The following is a 23,771-nucleotide window of genomic DNA, read 5'->3' on the forward strand; positions in this document are numbered from 1 at the left end:
GTTTCATTAGAAAGTCAAGACGAATAAAGAATCAATAACCAATAAGTAACGCGCTGTGAGCTCTCCTTTTGTACTAAAGCCCTGTGATGCAAGGTTCACACAGGCAATTGAAAATATTGAAGTAACCATTGATGCCATTTATAACGGTGAAGGCAAGGCGTCTTCGTCAAAAAACACGGCAAACCAAGAGGAAATCGAGGGTTCAACGGATGCGCGTTATGCCGCAAAGCCGCTTAGCGGATTAGGGCTTGCGGTGAAGGATTTGTTTCATATTCAAGGTTTACCGACTGCTGCGGGCAACCCAGACTGGTTGGCAACCCACTCTATAGCCGAAAATACCAATAGCTGTGTGGCGAATATACTTAAAGCAGGTGCCGTGTTTAAAGGTAAAACCATTACCGATGAGTTGGCTTATAGCTTACATGGGCAAAATAAGCATTACGGAGCTCTAGTAAACCCAGTGGCACCGGCCCATATTCCGGGTGGTTCTTCGTCGGGCTCTGCAGTGGCGGTTAGCGCCCACCTTGCCGACATTGGTCTTGGCACAGATACGGGCGGCTCTATTCGGGTACCGTCTAGCTACCAAGGGTTATGGGGACTTCGCACAACCCATGGGGCAGTCACGTGTGACAATATGGTAGCGCTTGCGCCTTCGTTCGATACCGTAGGTTGGATGACCCGCGACCTAGACACGCTAACTAAGGTTGCAAACGTTTGTCTGAATAGCGCTACGCAAAGCACAATATCAGAAGCACCAAAATTTGGTATAGCAGCACATTTGTTCGAACAAACATCTCACAACTCGCTATGTAAAACCTGGCTTGCGGCGCTTGCTGAACACAGCGACTGCATTGAGTTGTCAGAAGCACAGCTAAATTTAAATACGTTAGAAACCGCCGCTACATTTCGCACCTTACAAGGCGGTGAAATTTGGCAGCAACATGGCGAATGGATTGAAGATACTCAACCCGATATCGCTGACGACATTATGTCGCGCTTGGATTGGTGTAAAACCATAACAACCCAAGATATACAACACGCAAAAGCGCAACAAACCGTGGTAATAAATAATTTAAATGCGCTATTTGAAAAAATAGATGTTTTGGTTATTCCCACAACACCCGGTGTTGCACCTCGTTGCGATGCTGATGAAACGACTCTGGCAAATGATAGAAACGCTCTGCTTGCACTTACTGCCATAGCAGGGCTTGCGGGTTTACCCCAGCTTCATTTGCCGTTGTTTACCCTACACAACGCCCCGTGCGGATTATCGCTTGTGGGCAAAAAAGGCAACGATCTTGCACTTCTCGCGTTGGCAAAAAAGCTAACCACTCGCTAAACGTGCACAGTGTGCTGGCCTTATTTGAGTCACAGTTAAATCGCACTTAAATAGGGCATAAAGCGTACTATCGCATTCAAGTTGAAAGTAGAAAGCGGAAGTAAGACCTTAACTCGCGTCAATTTGCCTGGCTCTTGACTAGCTAAGGCTAAAGCTGACGGCGTGGTTGCTGATTTTTAGAAGGAAATAAATATGAGTGAAAAACCAAACATCGCGTTCACAGCCCCTCATTTTGCTGCATCGCAAGTGGGTTTAAACATACTAGAAAAAGGCGGTACTGCGATTGAAGCTATGGTGGCGGCTGCTGCCTCTATTGCGGTTGAATACCCGCACATGAACGGTATGGGTGGCGATGGGTTTTGGCTAATTAGTGAGCCGGGCAAAAAGCCTATTGGTATTGATGCATCTGGCGTAGCAGCAAGAGGTGCAACGCCATCATTTTACGAAGGATGCGATGCCATCCCTAGCCGTGGTGGCAAGTCTGCGTTAACTATGGCCGGCGCCGTTGCTGGTTGGAAAGCTGCCCTTGAAATTAGCCATGAATGGCAAAATGGTATGCCGTTGAGCACATTGTTCGATACGGCGATAAGTCAAGCCAATTGGGGAATTGAAGTTACGCAAAGCTTAGTGGATGCCAGCAATAAAACCTTTGATGAATTAAGCTTGGATGAAAATTTTGCCCAGTTTTTGATTAAAGGTAAGGCCCTTAAAAAAGGTAAAATACTAAAACTTACAAAGCTTTCAGAAACCTTAAAACACTTAGCAGAAAAAGGACTGGATGATTTTTACCACGGTGAATTAGCAGCAAAACTGTCTGAAGATTTGGAAGCAGCAGGCTCCCCCATTCGCCTTGAAGATTTCAACAACTATAGAGCAACAATTGTAGAGCCATTGTCAGTTTCTACCAGCAAGGGCAAGCTTTATAACCTGCCGGCCCCTACCCAAGGTGTCGCGTCGCTTATTATTTTGGCGCTTTATGACAGAGTTCAGCATTTAGGCAACACCGACGCCGACATGGTGCACTTACTTATTGAGTGTACGAAACAAGCCTTTATTGCTCGTAACGCAAACGTAACCGACCCTTCTCGCACGCCGGTGAGTTTACAAAGCCTGCTAAGCGATAACGTGCTTGACGAGATGGTGAAAAACATTTCGTTAGACAAAGCTCTGCCATGGCCTCATGAAGCCAAGCACGGCGATACCATTTGGATGGGCTGCTGCGATTCAGAAGGGCGCATGGTCAGCTACATACAATCGCTTTATTGGGAATTTGGTTCGGGAATAGTAAGCCCGCAAACGGGTATTGTTTGGAACAACCGAGGTACCTCGTTCTCGCTAGACCCGAACAGTAATCAATATTTAGCGCCGGGGTTGAAACCATTCCATACATTAAACCCAGCGTTTGCAGAACTTATCGATGGTCGCCGTATAAGCTACGGCACAATGGGCGGTGAAGGTCAGCCCCAAACTCAGGCGGCACTTTTCGCTCGACATATTTACCACGGACAGCCTATCGACAAAGCGATTTCTCTTGGCCGCTGGTTACTTGGTAGAACCTGGGGCGATCAAAGTCACAATTTAAAAGCAGAGCGAGACCTAGTTGAATATGTGGGCGAGAGCTTACTGGCAAGGGGCCACGATATGGTTACGGTAGACCCTTGCAACGAACTTATGGGTCACGCTGGGGCGATTATTCGCGACACAGAAGGCACCGTGAGCGGCGCAAGCGATCCTAGAAGTGATGGTAAAGCCTATTTAGGCCATCGCTAGTTTTTTACCGCAAGAGATGACTTTGTAAACGCACAAACTAGGGTGCGTTACCTAAGCCGCGTTTACCGCAATGGGTCTGCAAAGACGTATTTTAGTTAAACGCTTACAAAATCAAATAAACAACAATTGTTAAAGAGAAAGAAATCACATGCAGTTCTTAATGGATAACCTAACGGTTATATTATCGCTCGCAGGGACGGGCGTATTCGCTGGCATACTAGCAGGTATGCTTGGCGTAGGTGGCGGCATTGTTATAGTGCCAGTACTGTTTTTCTTATTTCAAGCCCTTGGCGTCTCGCCTGAAAGCGCCATGGTTATTGCCACGGCCACATCATTGGCAACTATCGTCCCTACGTCAGTGAGCTCTATTCGCGCTCACCATAGTAAAGGCAATGTAGATTTTGCGCTGCTTAAAGCCTGGGCCGTGTTCATTTTAATTGGCGTGCTTGCAGGTAGCTATGCGGTAACCGCGGTTAACCCCACGTTCCTGACTTTGCTGTTTGGCATTATCGCTACCTTGTCAGCGGTTAATATGCTCATTGGCAAAAAAGATGCGCTATTTAAAGGGCTTCCAGGCCGTGCGGGTCAGTCGATTATGGCAACCTGTATTGGGTTATTTAGCTCTATGGTGGGCATTGGCGGCGGCACGCTAACTGTACCTACCCTTACATTTTGTAACTACCCAGCACACAAAGCAGTAGGCACTGCTGCAGCGGTTGGCCTGATTATTTCGCTTCCAGCTGCGCTTACCTTGCTATTTGTAGGTGCTACACCTGCCGATGCACCCTTTGCAACTTACGGCTACGTCAATTTACTAGGTTTTGCCTGCATTGTTCCGCTTACCGTGTTATTTGCACCGGTCGGAGCAACCATTGCCAACAAGCTAAACGCAGGTTTACTTAAGAAAATCTTTGCTGTGGTTCTTATCATCACTGGCTTGCGCATGTTAGCGCAAGTGCTTATCTAGGAGCGCCCATATGTCTAAAGAAGCGACTACAAGTACTTTCGCACCACTTTCTCCACCACCTCGCTTGCTAATGGGTCCGGGCCCAATTAACTGCTACCCACGTGTATTAAGTGCCATGTCTACCCAGTTAGTGGGCCAGTACGACCCGGTGATGACTGGCTATATGAATGAGGTAATGCAGCTGTACCGTGATGTTTTTAATACCAAGAACCAGCAAACTTTTCTGGTTGATGGCACATCACGAGCTGGCATTGAAGCCGTTTTGGTATCAGCGATAGAGCCGGGCGACAAAGTGCTCGTACCTATATTTGGGCGTTTTGGTCACTTGCTTGCTGAAATTGCAGAGCGCGCTGACGCCGAAGTACACACCATAGAAGTTTCTTGGGGCGAAGTATTTACACCTGAACAAATTGAAGCCGCGGTAAAAGAAGTAAAACCTAAGCTACTTGCCATTGTGCAAGGCGATACGTCTACCACCATGCTTCAACCCCTTGAGCATATTGGTGCTATTTGTGAAGCCCACGATGTTTTATTTTACTGTGATGCTACAGCGTCAATAGGCGGAAACCCGCTAGAGGTAGACGCATGGAAGTTAGATGCGGTATCAGTTGGCCTGCAAAAGTGTTTAGGTGGTCCTTCGGGTAGCGCTCCTATTACCCTGAGCGACAAATTTGTTAAAACCGTGCGAACTCGCCATCACGTTGAAGCCGGTATTCGCGATGCGCATCACGAGGCCGCCCGCGGCCCTAAAATTCGCTCAAACTATTTCGACTTACCGATGATCATGGATTATTGGGGCGAAGAGCGGTTAAACCACCACACAGAAGCGGCTAGCATGCTTTATTGTGCTCGTGAATGCGCGCGCCTACATTTAGAAGAAGGCCAGCAAAACGTTATCGCACGTCATAAAGTGGCTGGCGACGCCATGCTAGCGGGTATTCAGGCTATGGGGCTAGAACCATTCGGTGACCTGAAACACAAAATGTACAACGTGGTAGGTGTTCATATTCCTAACGGTGTACACGGCGAAGAAGTTCGCGAAACCCTACTGCTGCGCTTTAATATCGAAATCGGCACCAGCTTTGGGCCATTAAAAGGTAAGATTTGGCGCATTGGCACTATGGGCTACAACGCCAGAGAAGACGCGGTACTTCACACACTTCAATCGCTTGAAACCGTACTTCGCATGCAAGGCCTTGCGCTACCTGCGGGTAAAGGGGTAGATGCTGCACTTAGCGTTTATGCCAAGGCCAAAGCGGCAGGAGCTGCGAATGAATGAATTCGCAGCATTTGCTGAATTGGCAACGCAAGTTATGGCAAGGTGCGAAACATTAGGTACCTTAAGCCAGGACGCTTCTTGTCTAGACAGGCGTTATTTGACTGAGCAACACAAACTTGCCAATCAATTGACGTCTGGCTGGATGATTGAAGCCGGTATGACTACATGGCAAGACGCCGTTGGTAATATCTGGGGTCGCTACACATCGAGCGTGCCCAACGCGCCGCGACTAATTTTAGGCAGCCACCTCGACACTGTACCTAATGGCGGAAAGTATGACGGAATGCTTGGCGTGGTCGCTGCTATTTCTCTGGTGGCTATGTTCGATGGTACACAAACTAAGTTCCCTTTTCACATCGACATTGTCGGTTTTTGTGACGAGGAAGGCACGCGTTTCGGCACTACGCTTTTAGGAAGCCGCGCCTTAACGGGCAAGTGGCAAGAGCAATGGCGCCACTTAAAAGATGAAGATGGCGTTAGCCTAGAGCAAGCCATGGCAAACTTTGGGCTTAATTTCGATGCAGTAAACAGTGCAACTATTTCTCGCACTGACATTTTAGGCTACATAGAGCTTCATATTGAACAAGGCCCTGTTTTAGAGCAAGAAAACCTGCCTGTGGGTGTGGTCAGTGCCATTGCTGGCGCGAAGCGCTTTAATTTTATGGTAGAAGGTATGGCTGGGCACGCCGGTACTGTGCCTATGTCTATGCGTCGTGACGCCCTATGTGCGAGTGCAGAAATGCTACTCGCTGTTGAGAGTATTAGCTTACAACGCCCGGGAGTGGTAGCAACCGTTGGGAAAATTGAAAACGCACCTAACGGCGTAAACGTGATTTCTGGGCGCACACGATTTTCCTTAGATATTCGAAGCGAAGATGACGATTTACGCGATTCTGTATTGGCAGAAATATTGCAAAAATTTGACGACATTGCGCAATCTAGACAAGTAGTCCTCACTCGTGAGCAAACGCATAGTGCACCTGCAGTGCATTGCGATAGCCAGTTGAAAGACGCGCTAGTTCGTGGCGTTGAGGAAAGCGGTATTGCTCCTCGAATTCTTGCATCTGGTGCAGGACATGATGCCATGGCTATTGCAGATATTAGCCCTGTGGCCATGCTCTTCACGCGCTGTAAGGGCGGTATCAGCCATCACCCTGCAGAGTCTATAACCGGTGATGATGTGGCAGCCAGTTTGTCGGTGCTTTATAGAACGATCAGTGCGCTTAAGCACGCGTAATGTTCTTATCAGTAAAGTTTTAATTAAGGGTTAATAATGAAAATAACAAGGATTTACAACGATGAGGCGGGCAAAAGCCACTTTGGCGAAGTTGAAATACCGCTAAAAGACGGTGGCCCAATTGGGATGCTGTCAGAAAAATTTGGTGCAGATAAAATTATCTTTCGCGAAACCCCCGCAGATTATGATTTTAAATGGCACCCAGCCCCCGCGCGACAGTTGCTTTTCATTTTAAAAGGACGCGCAGAATTTACCGTGTCTAACGGCGAGCGTCATGTATTTGGGGCGGGCGACGTGCTGTTACTGGAAGATACCGAAGGTGAAGGTCACTGTTCACGGGCTATGTACAATGAAGTTCGCCACTCTATTTTTGTGACGCTAGATGAAGGGGTTACCTTTTAAATTGACCTCAACACACCTTTACAAAATGCGCTAATTTAGCGCATTTTTTTGTTTAGGCACCAAATTGGGGCTCAATCAGTTCTTTCCGCTGTACCCCCTATTCGCTAACTTCAAAAACCATAGTAAAAACAATACTTTAAAAACGCAAAACAAAGCAGACTAATTGGTCAACATCTTGCAACCATCGAGCAACTGTCATCAAGAAAAATTGCTCATGTCTTCAAATCACAGCGAATTACTTTACGACTTACATGATAGCCCGGCATTTCTTCCCTCTCTTACCGCGGCATTCCAGCATTTATTAGCGAGCTTCGTTGGTGTTATAACCCCTACTCTTATTGTTACATCAACGCTAGGCCTTACTGAATACACACCTTACCTTATTAGTATGGCGCTATTTGTTAGTGGCCTTGGCACAGCAATTCAAACAAAACGTATAGGCCCAGTAGGCAGCGGCCTTGTCGCCATTCAAGGAACTAGCTTTGCGTTCATTAGTGCGTTGATTTTGGCGGGAAACCAAGTGAAGGCGAATGGCGGAACGCCAGAAGATATTTTAGCCCTATTGTTTGGACTCACGATGGCTGGGGCATTAGTTGAAGTGGTTTTCAGCCTATTCGTAGATAAACTTAAGCGCATTATTACGCCTTTGACTACGGGTATAGTGATCACCGCTATAGGGCTTAGCTTGATAAACGTAGGTATGACCGACCTTGCAGGAGGCTTTCATGCTGCTGACTTTGCCAGCACTGAGAACTTAGCAGTCGGCCTCGGTGTACTGCTGGTTATCGTATTCTTGAACGCTTCTACCAATCATTGGCTTCGCTTAAGCGCTATTTTTATTGGCATGGCCATAGGCGCAACGTATGTCGGCTTTACAAAAGGTCTTGATTTCTCCGGGCTCGCTTCGCTCTCACTAGTGGCAGTCCCTACCCCATTTGCTTTTGGCATAGCCTTTGACATTAACTTGTTTTTACCTATTGCGCTTATTTACTTGTTTAGCGCAATAGAAACGGCGGGAGATTTAACGGCAAACAGCCTTTTTTGCAAACAACCTGTAAGTGGCTCCGTTTATTTTGCGCGGGTGAAGGGCGGTATTTTGGGTGACGGTGTCAACTCTTTACTTGCCGGCATGTTCAACACGTTTCCAAATACCACATTTGGCCAAAACAATGGCGTTATTCAGTTAACCGGTATTGCTAGCCGAAAAGTGGGCTTTTTTGTTGCTGCGCTATTTGTTCTTATCGGCTGTTTTCCAATTGTTGGCGGGGTGCTGCAGGCTATTCCTAAGCCGGTATTAGGCGGAGCGACTCTCGTTATGTTTGCTATGGTAGCAGTAGGCGGCTTAAAGCTTCTTGCCAGCTACGCACTTGATAGGCGCAGCAGCCTTGTAACTGCTTGCGCGCTTGGAATGGCAATAGGCGTAATGATGGTTCCAGAAGCCCTTGCCGAATTGCCAACGTGGCTAGAAAATATTCTTCTTTCCCCCGTCACATCTGCCGGCCTTACTGCCGTAATTTTAGAACTAACGCTGCCAGGTAAAAAACCGTCGAGTAAGGCAAAAAGTTCAGATACAAAGTCACAGCTAAGCCCTGAAGACATCTCTCTTATTTCTTCTACCAATGACGCAATCACTAGCCGTAAAAATAAAGACGCTGGCAATGCAAGACATTCTCCAAACAGGCGTAGCGATAATGACAAAAACCTAGAAGCTGTATCACTGCCTCAACCCCTTAACACAATCTTAGGCATAAAAAGGCACGCTGATAGCACACCTCCTCTATTTGGTGCAAAAATTCGTTAAAAATCACACTGATGGTGCAAGTGCTTTAAAGACATAGAGCGTTTACATAAAAATAACAATATAAGAACAACATTATATTTTTTTATCAATATAATTCAGCGACTTAAACACAGGTCAAAACTTGACCAACTGGACAAGTAGTTGGCACCTATCCTGCTAACTCTCTTGCCAACGACAAGAACCATAAAAATAATTCGTTAAAAAGCCCAAAAAAAGGGCAACTAAAAATAATGAGGAAACCATGAAAAACACTACATTCAAATTATCTCCTCTAGCAAAAGCGTTTGCGATGACCACTGCGGTTGCGCTGTCGTCACAAGCTTTAGCTCAGGAAGAGACAGAGGTAAAAGAAAAAGACGTTGAGAAGATCCAAGTAACGGGTTCGCTTGGCAGTCTTCCAGGCCAAGACGTAGAGTCTGTGTTTGGCTTTGGTAAGTCGATTCTTGAAACGCCACGTTCTGCATCAACTATATCTCAAGAGCAAATGGAGCGTTTTAACGTTTCTGACATTGATGAACTGGTAGCGTTTGCACCGGGAACATTTACCCAGTCTTTCTTTGGCGTTGCGGGCTCTCTTGACGTACGTGGTACGCCTGGTGAAGTTTATTTTAGAGGTGTGCGTCGTTTAGATAACCCTGGCAACTACCCTACGCCAATTGGTGCCTCTAGCAGTGTTGATATTGTTCGTGGTCCCGCCTCACCTATTTATGGTCCCGCTAAAATAGGTGGGTACCTCAACTTTAACCCAAAGTCAGCGAAAGTAGGTAGAGGTCAATATTTAGATAGTCCTACTGGTCAGTTTTCATATACCACAGGCTCGTGGGACAAGAATATCCTTACTGCAGAAGTGGGTGGCCCAGGCAAATTTGCGGGCAAAGATCTTGGCTACTACGTCTATGCAGAACAAGAAAACTCTGACTCTTTTTATCGCAACAGTGAAACAGACCAAACCGTAGTTCAAGCCGCCTTTGACATGGATCTGACCGACAACTTAAGCATCGAATTTGGCGGCATGTATCATAAGTATGACGGTAATCAAAACGCTGGTTGGAACCGTGTTACTCAAGATTTAATTGATAACGGTACTTACATCACTGGTAACGCAAAACCTTTGGATACTGACGGCGATGGTAGCATCAGTCACTTTGAATACTTTGCAGCAAACCTTTTTGTTGAAGTTGATCCACTAACAGAAGACGGTTCTAGTTTTAGTGACGACATGGCTCTAGTAGATGTGGGCACCGCTCAACTCGGTCGTGATCAGACCCTGATTGCTGCTGATGATGTGCTAGAAAATGAAGTTACTACGCTTTACTTCGATATGATTTATTTTGCAGATGATTGGGAAGTAAAGAACCAGTTTTTCTACGAAAGTTATGAGAATCTAAACGAAAATGCCTATGGTTTTTCTCAATTTCATGATGCGTATGTCATTGAGGACAAAATAGTATTCGCCACTGAATATGAAAACGATAGCTTATTTGCTCAGTTTCAATTCTCTCCGTCAATTCGTTATACAGATTTCGAAAGCGGTGACGATTTCATTAATGAATTTTTTGATAGACGTGACCTAACTGGCCCCTCTACTGCTTTAGACAGACGTTTGCTTGCTACCCGTGCAGGGTTTGGTTATTCAAACTATGATGTGGGTAACTACCTTAATTTAGGTGTCGCAGTAATGACTGACCTAACATGGGAAAACGGTTTGAACATTGTGCTTGGTTTGCGATACGACTCTGTCGACGTTGAAAGCACAACACCAGGAGGTATTACGCTATTTGGTGGTGATGAAGATGTTACGGCTGAAGACAAAGAAGATGGTATTTCGTGGAATGCGAGTGTTTCATACAAAACAGACTTCGGTTTAATCCCTTACATCACGGTTGCTGAGCAAGCGACTATCGTAGCAGGTCAAGGCGCGAACATCGATGTCGAAAACATTCCAGGCGGATACTTCGATACATCTGAGCTTTTTGAGTACGGTGTTAAGGGGTCGTTTCTGGACGACAGCTTGTATGTGGCTCTATCAATTTATGAGCAAGAGCGTACAGATATAAATGCGCAGTCTACTGTTACAAACAACACTACACTAAATGAAGGTACTGAGTTTGAACTTCGCTGGGTTGTAAACGAACAGTTAGTGCTAACGGCTGTTTATACTAACATCGAAGTAACTAATTTAACCGTACTTGATGGTGGGGGTTTCCAATTTGGTTTCTTCGGTGCTGAAGACTTTGCAAACATTGACGACCCGTCTATCTTCTTTGGCGGTACGCCAAACGGCAATACAGCTTACGGTAACACCACCGCGATTAAAGCTGGTATTCCAGAAAACACGTACGGCTTAACTGCGACTTACGATTTCTTGAATGGCTATGCCGCAAGTGTAAGTGTAGTAAATGCCGATGAGGTAGCATCTGGCTTCTCAGGTGCCGTAACATTACCTTCGTATACGTTGGTGAATGCTGGCCTTTCTTATCAAGCAGAGGATTGGAGTTTGAATTTGACAGTTAAAAACTTAACTGATGAAGATTATTTCCGCTCTAACTTCCCAGATTTATTCGGTAGCCAAATCGTTCTTCCTGAACTTCCACGCCATTGGAATGCTAAGTTTACTTATTCATTCTAAATACGCGTGGCGTTTAAGTCGTTATCGTGCTTTCAAAGAACTTGAAAGCACGATGACACTTTTCACATAAATCACGTTAAATTAAGAGCTCAGTTTTCTAAACCTGAGCTCTTTTTTTGGGAGTCTTCTATGTCTTTAACCCTTTTCATTCGCCACTTTTCACAGCAACCGACATTGAGTACTGCTAAAAACAGCCGCAATTCAGCTTTTCGTAAACCCACTGTGTTGGCTGTTTTGATAGGCTTAGTAATAAGTGTTTTATCTACCCATGCTTACGCTAATGGCGAAGAAAAGCCGATGGAAGTAAAGGTGGTAGTAATCAGTATGTTTGAAATAGGCGATGATGAAGGCGACGCACCAGGCGAATTTCAGTTGTGGAAGGCACGTCAAAAGCTTACAACAAAATACCCGCTACCCCACGGCTTTCACGATGTGTATGCAAATACTGAAACGGGCGTAATTGGCATAGTGACGGGTATGGGCACTGCGCGTGCTTCAGCAGCAATAATGGCGCTGGGCCTTGACCCTCGCTTTGATTTGTCGAAAGCCTATTGGCTAGTAGCAGGTATCGCTGGTGTCGACCCTGCCGATAACACTATCGGAAGTGCTATTTGGACTGATTATGTTGTAGATGGTGACCTTGCACATCACATTGATGCAAGAGAAATTCCTTCACAGTGGCCAACAGGTTACTTTCCTCTTTTTACTCATGAACCTTATGAAAACGCCGAGTCAGTTGACGTAAACAACAGCCCAAATGGAGAGGTTTACACCCTTAACCTACCATTGGCGAAATGGGCCTATTCTCTTACAAAAGATACCAAGCTTTTAAACAATGAAGCAATGGATACGCTAAGAGCAAAATATACTCTCTCACCTAATGCAAAAGCACTTCCTAATGTTTCTATGGGAGCACATCTATCTGCGTCTACTTTTTGGCACGGGGAAAAACTTAATACCTGGGCAAACGATTGGGTAGCTTACTGGACGCAAGACAAAGGAAACTTCGTCACATCGGGCATGGAAGACTCAGCTACGCTTCAAAGTTTAACGTATTTAGATAATGCTGGGTTAGTAGACAAAGAGCGCTTGATGATACTAAGAACGGCGAGCAACTTTACTATGCAACCTCCATCTTTAGGCGCTGCACAAAACTTGAAATTAGAAAGCTCGGGAGAAGGCTATGCAGCAATGGGCGCAGCAATTGAAGCTGCTTACAACGTTGGCTCTGGTGTTGTTAATGCTATTGTTGAAAATTGGGATTCTGCAAAACACACTATTCCCGGTTCTGACTAACATTCAGAACGATTGATTTAAGTACAATATTTTAGTTGGAATTAACTAAGTTGGTATTAACCAAACTGCCAAATCTTGCTTATTATCAGTTCCGCTAGCGTTAACACGGGTGTTTAGTCACCTGATTTTGACAGGCTGTTCAATGCTTTTATATGCATTTCAAAGCACTGAACTGCCCCTAAGCCACTACAGATTTTGCATCTAGCGCTAACTTAAGCTGTGAAGTTACATCATTTTGTACAACAGGCTTTGCCAGAAAGTCTTGCATGCCCGCTTCGCTGCAACTGGATTTATCTTCAGCTGTGGTGTTAGCAGTAACCGCGATAATGCGCCCATGCTTAGGCATTAACGCTTCTTGCAGTATAATTTTCGTTGCGCTAACACCATCAAGCACCGGCATAGCACAGTCCATGAAAATAATGTCGTATTTTTTGGCCCTCGCCATTTGTACCGCTACTTCGCCGTTTTCAGCTTCATCAGGTATGTAATTGAACTTTTCTAGCATAGACCCTAAAACCAGGCGGTTTATGTCATTGTCATCAACAACCAAAATATTTAACGGCACACTTAAAAGTTCAGAAGAAAGCGTTATCTCTCCATTAGACGTTTCGTTTAGTGTTGCCATTTCAACTGGAATGGCAATGTCAAAGCAGGTTCCTTTGCCTACCGTCGAGCGCACCTCAAGTTCACCATCCATTTTTTCAACAAGCTGGCTCACTATGGAAAGACCTAATCCATTTCCATTGAGTTCTTCACGAGCACTGCCGGTATCGTTTTGGAACGGCCGGAACACCCGCGATAGAATGTCATTACTCATGCCTACCCCGGTGTCTTCGACTGAAGCCAGCAGAATAGGAACGTCGCCTTGATGTTTAAGCGTAACCTGCACTGAAATGTAGCCTTTTGCGGTGAACTTTACGGCATTCGACAACAAGTTGGTTATTACCTGACTTATCCTTGCCGCGTCACTATGCACATAGGTCTTTTCATCAAAAGACAGCACTGCATAGAACCGTACGCCCTTTTCTGCACACTTTGTTTTGAACACATCGACAATGTCTTCGCATAAAGACCGAACGCAGAAATCACTGTGGTTTAACGTGAATTCACCGTTTATAATCGACGTGTAATCCAGTACATCGTTGATGAGTGATAACAAGCGATCTGCACTATGTAATGCAATGTCGGCTTTTCTAATTCGAACGTTATCTTTTGTTTCAAATTTTATGGCCTGAAGCATTCCGGTAATGCCGTTCAGCGGTGTTTTTAACTCGTGGCTTATGCGTGAAAGCAACATTCCACGCTCTCTGGATGCAGCTTCTGCTTCTTTACGTCGCGCATCCAACTCTAACCTAAGTTGAACCGATTTATTAACATTTTGACAGGTACCAAACAAGCGAACGCACTTACCATGCTTCATTTCTGCCATGCCATGGGTTTCTATCCATACCGAATTGCCTTTTGCGGTTGTAAGCTCGAGGGTTGAGCTCCAAGGCTCCCCAGTCTGGGTGCTATGAGAAACAATGCGGCTTATTTCATCTCTATCGAACCCTTCTTTGTAGAAGTTAATTGCAGTTTCTAGCGAGGGCGTGTAGCTGTCGTCTACTTCATGAATGATACGAGTTTGAGATGACCAAGTTAGCTCATTGGTAATAAGGTCAACCTCCCACGTCCCTACGTTTGCAACACTTTGCAGTTTTTCGTAGAGCGTGTTTTGTTTTGTTTCAGCTTTCTCTACGTGAAATTTTTCTAAAATGACAGATAACCAATCGTCGAGCAATGTCACTTTATCTACATTATTTGACTGTTCGGGGCATGCGTTGATGAACACTAGGCAGACCTGCCCACCGTCGAGGTTGTGGACTTGGCCTCTTATGTATTTTTCCGCGTTGAAATAAGTACTAAACCACCGTTTAAATGCAGTCGAACACTTAGCACTGCTTACGGGGAAACAATTGTCTACCGGTGAGCAATTTGCGTAAGAAGGGATTGATTTAAAACTGGGTGGATAAGCTGATGATGCTCTTACAAGAATGTTGACGGTGTCCTGGTCAAGATGCAAAAGCAAGCCTTGAAAAATGCCTAAAGAGTCACAACCACGTTGCACTAACTGAGATAGCGATGCCTTTAACTGCGCTTCCAGCTTAACATTCAAACTCGATTGCTCGTCGAAATAAACCATTGTTCTTTACCTAAGTCTCAAACTCGTAAAAGAAGAGTACTAACCCGCGCTTTCAAAAATATCGAAAATAATACGTAATCACTCTTGATGATAGCGTGGTATTAACGGTTTCGACATTAAACAATAGGATAGTTTAGGGGTGCTAAAGATAGGCTAATTTTTAAGTATTGCACAAACTAACCTTTGGCCCGATTTCTACCTGACTCTTTTGCCTCAAATAAGGATACATCTGCATCTTCAATTAATGCGGAAATGTCATCTTTTACCACGTCCTCAGCCGTCCGGGCTGCAAACCCTGCACTAATAGACACGCGATTTTCAATGCCTTTCCCATGAGGTATTTTTGCCTTGGCTACTTCACCTACAAGCTGATTTGCCACAAGCTTTGTACCTTTATAATCGCTGTAAGGTAGAATAATTAGAAACTCTTCGCCGCCAAACCGTATTACAGCGTCTTTAGGGCGCTTAACGTTATTGGATACTATTTCAGCAACTTTCTGCAAGCATAAATCGCCTTCAAGATGGCCGTACGTGTCATTAAAAAGTTTAAAATAATCAATATCGATCATTATTGCACCTACACTACCTTTATCTCTCGCCACCTGCTTTATTAACAGAGGGATCTCTTTCGTGAGGTACATGCGATTGTAAAGGCTGGTAAGTTGATCATGAAACGTCATCATTTCAAGATATTCAGTACGAAGCTTGTTCTGAAGGTGTGTCTTTACACGATGAATAAGCGTTGAGGCATTTACCGGCTTCATAACAAAGTCTGATGCACCCACTTCCCAACATGCGTTTTCACTTTTGATATCCATGGTTGAGGTTACAAAAATGACCGGTATGTCTTTGGTTTCTGGCGCCGATTTTAATGCTGCACACACTTCTAAACCGCTGATATCTGGCATGTTCATATCTAGTAAGACTAAATCGGGCAGCGCTTCGCCACAATGCGATATGGCGTCGCTTCCAGACTCTACAGTAGTGCATTGAAATTCACTTTCAAGTATTGACTGTAGCAGCAATCGGCTCATTGGTTCATCATCAACAATAAGCACTTTACACTGTGAGTAGGGTTTAATTTCTTTTCTGTTCATTGCTTTCTAATACAAGTACGTCGCGCTACTGTTTTTCATTGTAACATAACGATTTTTTTATATTTTTTAATATCTAACAGTCTAACACCTTAGGGATAGATGTATATTGAAAAGGTTAACTTTTGACGAGCTTTAGGTATTATAAATAACACCTAAGCCGCAAGACTGAAATGTACCAAAGCAGGCTGCGGCTTTACGTTAGACGACTTCTTCATTACTGATAAATTGAATGAAAAAGTCGTTCATCGCTAGGGGGCGACACATAAAATACCCTTGTCCTAGGTGGCAACCAAGCGCTTTTAAGCTATTGAAATGTGATTGAGTCTCTATCCCTTCGGCAACGATAGTCAAACCCAAACTTAAGGCCAGGTGCACAATTGCGGTAACAATATCATGTGCCTGCTGTTCTTTATCCATATCAATAACAAATGAGCGGTCTATTTTTAGTACATGAAGTGGAAATTGACGTAGATAGGATAAACTTGAATAGCCAGTGCCAAAGTCATCAAGCGCTATGGTAATCCCCAGTGATGTTAATGCGATGAGGATATCGCGGGTTTGTTCAAAATCGTGCATCAACGCAGACTCTGTCACCTCTAATTCTAATGACGAAGCTTCAATCCCCGTTGAACGAATTATTTCTGCAACCTCATCTGCAAAACCAGGATTTGCAAGCTGTTTTGCCGCAACATTAACCGCTACTTTAACGTCTTGATGTTCGTTGTTACAGCGTGCAATGAACTCACAGCTTTTTTGAAGCACTTGTCTTCCGAGCTGATGAATTAATCCTGTTTCTTCTGCAAGAGGAATAAATTCGTCAGGCCCAATAACGTTGCCGTTTTCTTCGACTATTCTGACTAAACTTTCAGCTCCGGTAATCTCTTTGTTGTTGAAATCGTATTTCGGCTGAAGGTAAATAGCTAAACTGTTATTTTCAATGGCTTGCCTAAGTTTAATCTCCATTTCAACCCTGTGATGCATGGCGTGCTGAAGGTCTTTCGAGAAAAAGCTAAATGTATCCTTCCCTTTTGATTTAGAGCGATACATTGCTGAATCAGCGTGACGCATCATTTCTTCTGCGTTAACGGCATCTTGCGGATACAGACTAATTCCTATGCTTAGGCTTAACTGATGGGCTTTGTCGTCTATTTCTATAGGCTTTCTTCCGGCCTGTAAGCAGGCCATAGCAATACTGTCTGCGCTGTACCCAGAACCGATATCAGACAGCAAACAAGCAAACTCATCTCCTCCCACGCGGGCAAGGGTTGCATTCTGGCCGAGGGTGTCAGAAAGTCGTTTAGCAATTACTGATATAACAAAATCCCCTATCTGATGACCCAAGCTATCGTTGAGGTATTTAAAGTTATCAATATCAATTAGCAACAACGCGATGCTTTGTCTGCTAGTAAAGCTTCGTGCTATTGCTTGTACAACACGGTCGTGAAGCAGAACTCGATTGGGCAAACCGGTAAGTTGGTCATGATTGGTAAGGTGAGTCATTTTTACCGCCATCTCAACGGCTTCTGAAACATCTTGGAAGACCATCACAGCGCCGTTAATGTTTCCCTCTTCGTCTATAATCGGCGACGCACTATCTTCAACCCTAAAAATCTGTTTATGCCGGCTAACGAGCGTCGCATTATACGACATAGCCACGGGGCGCTTTACTTCTAGTGCGTAAAGCGCCGGGTTTAACAGAGGTTCATGACTTGAGGCATCTCGCAAGTTCATTATTTCATCAATAGGCCTACCTGCGGCATCTTCCGCACTATAACCAGTTAGCCTTTGTGCCACGGGATTAATAAATGTTATATCTCCCGCAGCGTTAATCGAAATGACACCGTCAGCTATGGATTTCAATGTAATAGCAAGCTGTTTTTTTTCCGCCTCAAGCTCTTGGTTTACTTTTTTCAGTAAGGCTTTTTGAGATTGAAGCGTGAGATGATTTTTCACCCTCATTCGGCACATTTCCACATCGATAGGCTTTGAAATAAAATCTATCGCGCCGAGCGACAGCGCGCTATGTTCGTTGTCTGAATCGCTGTGAGAAGTGACGAATATTACAGGGATTGAAGCAGTGCTTGGACATGCTTTAAGCTGTTTGCACACTTCGAACCCTGAGAGTACGGGCATGCTGATATCTAATATGACTAGGTCAGGTTGTTGCGCTTTGACTATCGAAAATGCGTTAACGCTTTGCGAAACCGTAACAACATCTGCTAAAGATTCTACTGCACTTTCTAGTAACAAGAGTGTTGTTGGTTCATCGTCAATGATGACTACCTTTTGTGTCTCAGCTTCCATGAGAAATACCACATAACTTGATAAGAACAATAATTAGTATCGTCTGACATACTGTAAAAAAAATTAGCCTTTAGTCTACTTTGCCTAATTAAGGAAGAATTTTACAGGTAAGCATTTGACAGTAATGCTTTAAGTCACGCACAATTAATGTACATTCCAATATCATCTGGATTCCTTGGTAATAAAAATGGATACGTTAAATACTCAACATAGCGCTTTTGAAAAGCCGATTTGGAATAAGGAAGCTGCTCTAAGCCGGCTAGGTGGTAACGAAGGTTTACTTAACCGTATCGTAGAAATGTTTTTAGCTCAAATTACCGAGAAGCAACAGGCATTACAAAAAGCGGTTACTGAGCAAGATATTGAAGGCGTTCGTTTCACTAGCCACGCAATGAAAGGAGTTTCAGGAGACGTGGGCGCCGACGCTATTCGCGAAAAAGCATCGTCTATTGAGAACAAGGCCAAGCGTGACGATTTGACTGAGATAGCGCTGGACATGCAAGAGCTAGACGGCTTAATAGAACGCACCATTACGGAAATGCAATCTTAATATTAAGCCACGTCGGCACTCTTGCCTGGACCCGAGTATACTTTTACTTTTAGACGCTAAATAGCAATTTCGACTTGCTCGATTAAAGCCTTTTTCCTTTCCGCTGGTAAAAAGCTTGCTCTAAAACTGTTTGCGGCTAGCGCACGAATTGTACTCTCATCTATGTTTAGCGCAGTATGAAGCGCTTCAAAATTTTCATTCAAAAAACCGCCGAAATAAGTGGGATCGTCAGAATTCACGGTAACCAATAATCCAGCATCAAGCAGCTGCACGATATTATGCTCTTTCATATCGTCTATCACGCATAGTTTCAAGTTACTTAATGGGCATACGGTAAGTGGTATTTGTTTTTCCTTTAAATACGCCATAAGTGCTTGGTCTTCTTGGCAGCGAACACCATGATCAATGCGGTCCACATCAAGCAGTTCAATCGCTTCCCAAATATAGGACGCTGGCCCTTCCTCTCCCGCATGAGCAACAATTTTGAAACCTAGCGACTTCGCCTTTTTGAATACGCGCTCAAACTTAGAAGGCGGATGCCCTAACTCTGAACTATCAAGTCCTACCGCTTTAATGTGCTGATAATAAGGTTTTGCCGCTTCCAGTGTTTGATATGCTTCGCTTTCGGGTAAGTGACGTAGAAAGGACATGATCAAATAGCTACTTATGCCGTATTCAGTTTCTGCCTTTTGTATAGCCCGCAAGAAGCCAGGCATGAACACATCAAAGCCTATACCCCGCTCGGTATGGGTTTGAGGGTCAAACATAATTTCGGTATGTACGATATTTTCTTCAGCGCACCGAGTTAAGTATTCCCACATTAGTATGAAGAAGTCGTCTTCGTCTCTTAATACCCCGGCCCCTGCGTAATAGAGGTCAAGAAAGCTTTGTAAGTCTTTGAAATTATATGCGGCTTCAATCTCTTCCACGCTAGCATAAGGAAGTGATACACTGTGCTTTTCAGCTAGGCGCCACATGAGTTCAGGCGTTAAGCTACCTTCTATATGCAGATGCAGTTCGGCCTTTGGAATGTTTTTAATTATTGATGACAGCGACATGGCCCCTCACTTATTTTGCACCATAACGATGCAATAGCATTTAATTGGTGCGTAATAGTTTATCTTTAATGCTATCTGTAAACGAGTTCTATTGCTCATTTAGGTTTTGTTTGCGGTTTTTTTAACATCATCTATGTTGATTACTAACCGTTTGGCTGGCTTTGTGCCGCCTGGCTAGTGACCTTGAGTCACGCAATGATTGCTTTTTAATCATTGCACTGAAAAATAAGTTAGCACAAAACACACCAACAAGTTGACTAACTGGTCAGTTTTTTGCTTTCAAACGCACAAAATACTTAATGAAACAAAAACAGAGAACTCTTGATGTCCAACAACGTAATTGAACGGCTATTTAAGCTGCAGGAACACGGAACTACAGTAAGAACTGAGATCATCGCAGGCCTTACCACGTTTGCGGCTATGTCTTATATCCTCGTGGTGAACCCAGGTATTCTAGGGTTAAGCGGGATGCCCGTTGAAGGGTTGATTACAGTGACGGCAATCGCAGCTTGTATTGGCACGCTCATGATGGCGCTAATGACCAACTACCCTATCGCACTTGCGCCGGGAATGGGCTTAAACGCATTTTTTGCTTTCACTATTTGCCTTGGCCGCGAAATTCCTTGGGAAGCGGCGCTTGGTATTGTTTTTTGGAACGGTATTCTCTTTTTAATTCTTTCACTTACTGGTGTTCGAACCAAGATCGCCGAATCTATACCACCGTCTCTTAAGATTGGCGTGCAGTGTGGCATTGGCTTATTCATCGCGTTTATCGGTCTTAAAAATGCTGGGTTAATTGTCGATAACCCCGCAACCTTTGTGCAGCTTGGTGACCTTTCAGAGCCTGCAGTGATGCTTGCCCTTGTTGGTATTATTTTTACCATTGTTCTTATGGTTAAACGCGTTACCGGGGCTATTTTAATTTCTATCGTTACCCTTACTTTAATCGGTGCGTTTATCCCTACCGAAAACGGAACGTTAACTGCCACGCCTTCTGCTGTTGTGGGCATGCCAGAGTCTATATCGAACACATTTTTGGCTATGGACTTTTGGTACCCTATCGACCATCTTGCCGAAACCTGGGATCTGATTTTCGCGCTTATGTTTGTGAATATGTTCGATACCATAGGTACGTTAATCGGCGTTTCACGCAAAGCTAACTTGCTAGACTCAAAAGGCAAGCTACCGAAAATTGGCCCGGCCATGACGGCGGATGCATCTGCAAGTATCGCTGGAGCGTTAGTAGGTACATCACCAGTGACAAGCTACGTTGAATCTGCTACCGGCGTTTCAGCGGGTGGCCGAACAGGGCTTACCGCAGTAGTAGTTTCTGTATGTTTCCTGTTGTCACTTTTCCTTACGCCATTGATGAAAGTTATTCCGCTAATGGCTACCACTCCGGCTTTACTAATGGTAGGTATTTTAATGATGGAGTCGATTCGTCAGGTTGATTTCGACGACCTAGGCGCCTTGGCCACAGCCTCTGTTGCGCTCATCGCTATGCCGTTAACCTTTAGCATAAGCGAAGGTATTGCCCTTGGTTTTATAACCTACGTTGGCATTAAGGTCGGCACAGGAAAATTTAAGGAAGTAACCCCGCTGACTTATGCATTGGCTATTGTTTTCTTACTGAGATACTTATTAGATTTAAAATAATTTATCGCTGCGTCGGTGCAACGTGTACACTATTGCACACAAAACCTTGGTTTAGATACAAAAAAGGTGGCAATTAATGCCACCTTTCTTTTTTAATCAGCTATATCAATGGACTAGCCGATTACTTCAATCCGTCATAAGTGAAAGTAACGGCTTTATCACCCATAAATACAATTTTTACGTGTTTGCTGTCTTCGTTACCCCACGTGCAAGCCATGGCGCCCATTGTTTTGCCACAGTTATCAGCTGAACCAATGATTGCTTCAACTTCATCCTGAGTCATTCCCATTTCTAACTTGTCATAGTTTTCTTTCGTCAGCTTTGAGCATGCAGTGAGGGCGAGTGCCCCAAGAGCAATAATTGCTAGTTTTGTTTTCATGGTTTTGTCCTCTACTAAGCGAAGGCGGCAGTTCTCCATTTGGTTCACTCTCCCTCCTTAGCTTTACTCTACTATTAATATTTTGCGGGTACTGTAAACGCTAGATACTCGCCTTGTCACTACCTTCTTTAGGATGAGTTTCCAACCAATGACGAGCAATTTGCTCTCTGGTGGCCAACCACACTTTGTCATGTGACTTTACATATTCAATAAAACGCTTAAGTGCTGCGAGTCGAGCAGGCCTGCCTATAATGCGATTATGAAGACCGATAGAAAGCATTTTGGGCGCTTCTTCTCCTTCTTCATACAACACATCAAACGCATCTTTTAAGTAGGTGAAAAACTGTTCTCCACTGTTAAAACCTTGAGGCGTGGCAAAGCGCATATCATTGGTATCCAACGTGTACGGCACCATCAATAACGGCTTGCTATAGTGACAGTCGTAGTATGGCAAATCGTCGGCATAAGAGTCGGCGCAATATAAAATATCATCGCGCTCCGCGATTAACTTCAATGTGTTAGGACTGGTTCTCCCTGTATACCATCCTGCAGGTTTACTACCCGTTAACTGCTCGTGAAGAATAATCGCTTCATCTATTTGCTTACGCTCATCTTCCTCGCTCATATCTTGATAGTGCACCCAGCGCATGGCATGACTGGCTATTTCCCAACCGGACTCCATCATTGCTTTTACAGCGTCAGGATGGCGCTGCAGTGCCATGGTAACGCCAAATACAGTTACAGGTATGTCGTACTTATTTAGCAAGCGGTGTAAACGCCAAAAACCTGCTCGACTGCCGTATTCGTAAATAGATTCCATGCTAAGGTGACGGTCTTTATAGGCTTGTGCGCCTATAATTTCCGATAAAAATATTTCCGACGCCTCGTCGCCGTGAAGCACGCAGTTTTCGCCGCCTTCTTCGTAGTTCAAGACAAACTGAACAGCTATTTTTGCTTCATCTGGCCAATTAGCGTGCGGCACATGTTCACCGTACCCAATGAGATCGCGAGGATACACAGAGTCTATCATGCTACACCTCGAAACTTTCTGGCAAAGACAGTCCGCAACCGCCAAGCACAAGTTTAACCACTTGCTTTGTAGCGTCTTCAAAATCTGCTTTTGTCATTTTCTTACCGCGCAATCGGGTAATTTGCGCTGAAAAATCAGCGTAATGCTGGGTGCTTGCCCAAATAGTGTAAAGCAAGTACTCACCTTCAACCGGGGGAAGTTTACCTGCTTGTATCCACGCTTCTATTACTGCAAGGCGCCCTTTCATCCAAAGCGCATGCTCTTCATCAAAGTAGCCACTGAGGTTTTGCGCACCGTTGATGATTTCCATAGCAAAAATCTTTGAGGCCATGGGATGCGTTCGGGATACTTCCATTTTTTCAGCAATGTAATTAGCAAGCACTTCGGCGGGATCATCTTCCACCGTTGCTTTGTCAAATCGGGAGTTCCACAATGAAAGGGTTTCTTCTAATACCGCGACATAGAGTTCTTGTTTAGTTTTGAAATAATACAAAACGTTGGTTTTGGGTAGTCCTGCTTCATCAGCAATTTTTTGAACTGCTGTGCCTTTGAAGCCAAATTGTGCAAAACACTTTTCAGCGGCTTGGAGTATTTTTCTTCTGTTCATAGCGCCAACGCCAGCGTCAGTGCTCTTTACCTTCATCATTATTATCTAAATTCCTTTGCAATCTACTTTGCAAGCGTGCAGGCAGGATAAGTGCTGCATGCCTTTGTGATAGGTTAGCATTTATTGCCAACATGTTGCTATGCCCTTAAAGCTCAGAGTTGCCGACAGTCTGTGCTTCTCGCCGATGA

The 23,771-nt window shown here is 44.5% G+C and carries 18 protein-coding genes; 11 read left to right on the forward strand and 7 right to left on the reverse strand.

Annotated features, from left to right (window positions below):
• Positions 1-55 precede the first annotated feature (55 nt).
• From RJ41_RS00005 to RJ41_RS00045, 9 genes are all read left to right on the forward strand, one after another.
• Positions 56-1,339 (forward strand): amidase, encoded by a 1,284-nt coding sequence (locus RJ41_RS00005; RefSeq protein ID WP_039216174.1) that lies wholly within the window; start codon positions 56-58, stop codon positions 1,337-1,339.
• Positions 1,340-1,531: 192 nt separating this feature from the next.
• Positions 1,532-3,109, forward strand: coding sequence for a gamma-glutamyltransferase family protein (locus tag RJ41_RS00010; RefSeq protein WP_084081739.1), 1,578 nt, complete (start codon positions 1,532-1,534; stop codon positions 3,107-3,109).
• 148 nt (positions 3,110-3,257) lie between these two features.
• Positions 3,258-4,076 carry a sulfite exporter TauE/SafE family protein gene (locus tag RJ41_RS00015; protein WP_039216176.1) on the forward strand — a complete coding sequence of 273 codons (819 nt, stop codon included), beginning with the start codon at positions 3,258-3,260 and terminating at the stop codon, positions 4,074-4,076.
• A 10-nt stretch (positions 4,077-4,086) separates the two neighbouring features.
• Positions 4,087-5,355: a pyridoxal-phosphate-dependent aminotransferase family protein gene (locus tag RJ41_RS00020; protein ID WP_039216177.1), complete on the forward strand. Its 1,269-nt coding sequence runs from the start codon at positions 4,087-4,089 to the stop codon at positions 5,353-5,355.
• Positions 5,348-6,592, forward strand: a complete 1,245-nt coding sequence (locus RJ41_RS00025) for an allantoate amidohydrolase (protein WP_039216178.1) — start codon at positions 5,348-5,350, stop codon at positions 6,590-6,592. The genes RJ41_RS00020 and RJ41_RS00025 overlap by 8 nt, the downstream gene beginning before the upstream one ends.
• 36 nt (positions 6,593-6,628) lie before the next feature.
• Positions 6,629-6,994 carry an AraC family ligand binding domain-containing protein gene (locus tag RJ41_RS00030; protein ID WP_039216179.1) on the forward strand — a complete coding sequence of 122 codons (366 nt, stop codon included), beginning with the start codon at positions 6,629-6,631 and terminating at the stop codon, positions 6,992-6,994.
• Positions 6,995-7,208: 214 nt separating this feature from the next.
• The gene (locus RJ41_RS00035; protein ID WP_039216180.1) at positions 7,209-8,795 is read left to right on the forward strand and encodes a uracil-xanthine permease family protein; all 1,587 of its coding nucleotides are present in this window, start codon (positions 7,209-7,211) and stop codon (positions 8,793-8,795) included.
• 241 nt (positions 8,796-9,036) lie between these two features.
• Complete coding sequence (locus RJ41_RS00040; RefSeq protein ID WP_039216181.1) at positions 9,037-11,424, forward strand: TonB-dependent siderophore receptor; 2,388 nt, start codon at positions 9,037-9,039, stop codon at positions 11,422-11,424.
• 129 nt (positions 11,425-11,553) lie between these two features.
• Positions 11,554-12,720 carry a purine nucleoside permease gene (locus RJ41_RS00045; RefSeq protein WP_084081740.1) on the forward strand — a complete coding sequence of 389 codons (1,167 nt, stop codon included), beginning with the start codon at positions 11,554-11,556 and terminating at the stop codon, positions 12,718-12,720.
• A 178-nt stretch (positions 12,721-12,898) separates the two neighbouring features.
• Here the strand turns inward: RJ41_RS00045 and RJ41_RS00050 are convergent, their stop codons facing one another.
• From RJ41_RS00050 to RJ41_RS00060, 3 genes are all read right to left on the reverse strand, one after another.
• Entirely contained in the window at positions 12,899-14,902 is a 2,004-nt protein-coding gene (locus tag RJ41_RS00050; protein ID WP_039216182.1) for an ATP-binding protein, read from the reverse strand.
• 176 nt (positions 14,903-15,078) lie between these two features.
• The gene (locus tag RJ41_RS00055) at positions 15,079-15,999 is read right to left on the reverse strand and encodes a diguanylate cyclase (protein ID WP_039216183.1); all 921 of its coding nucleotides are present in this window, start codon (positions 15,997-15,999) and stop codon (positions 15,079-15,081) included.
• A 198-nt stretch (positions 16,000-16,197) separates the two neighbouring features.
• Positions 16,198-18,303, reverse strand: coding sequence for a two-component system response regulator (locus tag RJ41_RS00060; RefSeq protein WP_039216184.1), 2,106 nt, complete (start codon positions 18,301-18,303; stop codon positions 16,198-16,200).
• Positions 18,304-18,490: 187 nt separating this feature from the next.
• On the opposite strand from RJ41_RS00060, the gene RJ41_RS00065 reads away from it, so the two are divergent.
• Positions 18,491-18,853: an Hpt domain-containing protein gene (locus tag RJ41_RS00065; protein WP_039216185.1), complete on the forward strand. Its 363-nt coding sequence runs from the start codon at positions 18,491-18,493 to the stop codon at positions 18,851-18,853.
• A 56-nt stretch (positions 18,854-18,909) separates the two neighbouring features.
• On the opposite strand, the gene RJ41_RS00070 is transcribed toward RJ41_RS00065, so the two are convergent.
• Entirely contained in the window at positions 18,910-19,911 is a 1,002-nt protein-coding gene (locus RJ41_RS00070; RefSeq protein WP_039216186.1) for an adenosine deaminase, read from the reverse strand.
• Between the two features lie 324 nt (positions 19,912-20,235).
• Between RJ41_RS00070 and RJ41_RS00075 the strand changes: the two genes are divergently transcribed.
• Positions 20,236-21,567, forward strand: coding sequence for an NCS2 family permease (locus RJ41_RS00075; RefSeq protein ID WP_039216187.1), 1,332 nt, complete (start codon positions 20,236-20,238; stop codon positions 21,565-21,567).
• A 121-nt stretch (positions 21,568-21,688) separates the two neighbouring features.
• Here RJ41_RS00075 and RJ41_RS00080 read toward each other — a convergent pair whose 3' ends face one another.
• The 3 genes from RJ41_RS00080 to RJ41_RS00090 all read right to left on the reverse strand — a co-directional run bounded on the left by RJ41_RS00080 (position 21,689) and on the right by RJ41_RS00090 (position 23,622).
• The gene (locus RJ41_RS00080; RefSeq protein WP_039216306.1) at positions 21,689-21,946 is read right to left on the reverse strand and encodes a lipoprotein; all 258 of its coding nucleotides are present in this window, start codon (positions 21,944-21,946) and stop codon (positions 21,689-21,691) included.
• 100 nt (positions 21,947-22,046) lie between these two features.
• On the reverse strand, positions 22,047-22,976 hold the full coding sequence (gene puuE, locus RJ41_RS00085; RefSeq protein WP_039216188.1) for an allantoinase PuuE: 930 nt from the start codon (positions 22,974-22,976) through the stop codon (positions 22,047-22,049).
• 1 nt (position 22,977) lies between these two features.
• A complete protein-coding gene (locus tag RJ41_RS00090) occupies positions 22,978-23,622 on the reverse strand; it encodes a TetR/AcrR family transcriptional regulator (protein WP_039216189.1) in 645 nt (214 codons plus the stop codon).
• Between the last annotated feature and the right edge of the window lie 149 nt (positions 23,623-23,771).

Origin of the sequence: Alteromonas marina (assembly GCF_000808575.1) — a bacterium.
Lineage (GTDB): Bacteria > Pseudomonadota > Gammaproteobacteria > Enterobacterales > Alteromonadaceae > Alteromonas > Alteromonas marina_A.

Excerpts from the sequence above, each read along its gene's own strand:
- RJ41_RS00040 (WP_039216181.1), top strand. The coding sequence starts at position 9,037 with ATGAAAAACACTACATTCAAATTATCTCCTCTAGCAAAAGCGTTTGCG.
- RJ41_RS00045 (WP_084081740.1), top strand. The coding sequence starts at position 11,554 with ATGTCTTTAACCCTTTTCATTCGCCACTTTTCACAGCAACCGACATTG.
- RJ41_RS00010 (WP_084081739.1), top strand. The coding sequence starts at position 1,532 with ATGAGTGAAAAACCAAACATCGCGTTCACAGCCCCTCATTTTGCTGCA.
- RJ41_RS00075 (WP_039216187.1), top strand. The coding sequence starts at position 20,236 with ATGTCCAACAACGTAATTGAACGGCTATTTAAGCTGCAGGAACACGGA.
- RJ41_RS00015 (WP_039216176.1), top strand. The coding sequence starts at position 3,258 with ATGCAGTTCTTAATGGATAACCTAACGGTTATATTATCGCTCGCAGGG.
- RJ41_RS00035 (WP_039216180.1), top strand. The coding sequence starts at position 7,209 with ATGTCTTCAAATCACAGCGAATTACTTTACGACTTACATGATAGCCCG.
- RJ41_RS00065 (WP_039216185.1), top strand. The coding sequence starts at position 18,491 with ATGGATACGTTAAATACTCAACATAGCGCTTTTGAAAAGCCGATTTGG.
- RJ41_RS00090 (WP_039216189.1), bottom strand. The coding sequence starts at position 23,622 with ATGATGAAGGTAAAGAGCACTGACGCTGGCGTTGGCGCTATGAACAGA.
- RJ41_RS00055 (WP_039216183.1), bottom strand. The coding sequence starts at position 15,999 with ATGAACAGAAAAGAAATTAAACCCTACTCACAGTGTAAAGTGCTTATT.
- RJ41_RS00030 (WP_039216179.1), top strand. The coding sequence starts at position 6,629 with ATGAAAATAACAAGGATTTACAACGATGAGGCGGGCAAAAGCCACTTT.
- RJ41_RS00070 (WP_039216186.1), bottom strand. The coding sequence starts at position 19,911 with ATGTCGCTGTCATCAATAATTAAAAACATTCCAAAGGCCGAACTGCAT.
- RJ41_RS00020 (WP_039216177.1), top strand. The coding sequence starts at position 4,087 with ATGTCTAAAGAAGCGACTACAAGTACTTTCGCACCACTTTCTCCACCA.
- RJ41_RS00025 (WP_039216178.1), top strand. The coding sequence starts at position 5,348 with ATGAATGAATTCGCAGCATTTGCTGAATTGGCAACGCAAGTTATGGCA.
- puuE (WP_039216188.1), bottom strand. The coding sequence starts at position 22,976 with ATGATAGACTCTGTGTATCCTCGCGATCTCATTGGGTACGGTGAACAT.
- RJ41_RS00080 (WP_039216306.1), bottom strand. The coding sequence starts at position 21,946 with ATGAAAACAAAACTAGCAATTATTGCTCTTGGGGCACTCGCCCTCACT.
- RJ41_RS00060 (WP_039216184.1), bottom strand. The coding sequence starts at position 18,303 with ATGGAAGCTGAGACACAAAAGGTAGTCATCATTGACGATGAACCAACA.
- RJ41_RS00050 (WP_039216182.1), bottom strand. The coding sequence starts at position 14,902 with ATGGTTTATTTCGACGAGCAATCGAGTTTGAATGTTAAGCTGGAAGCG.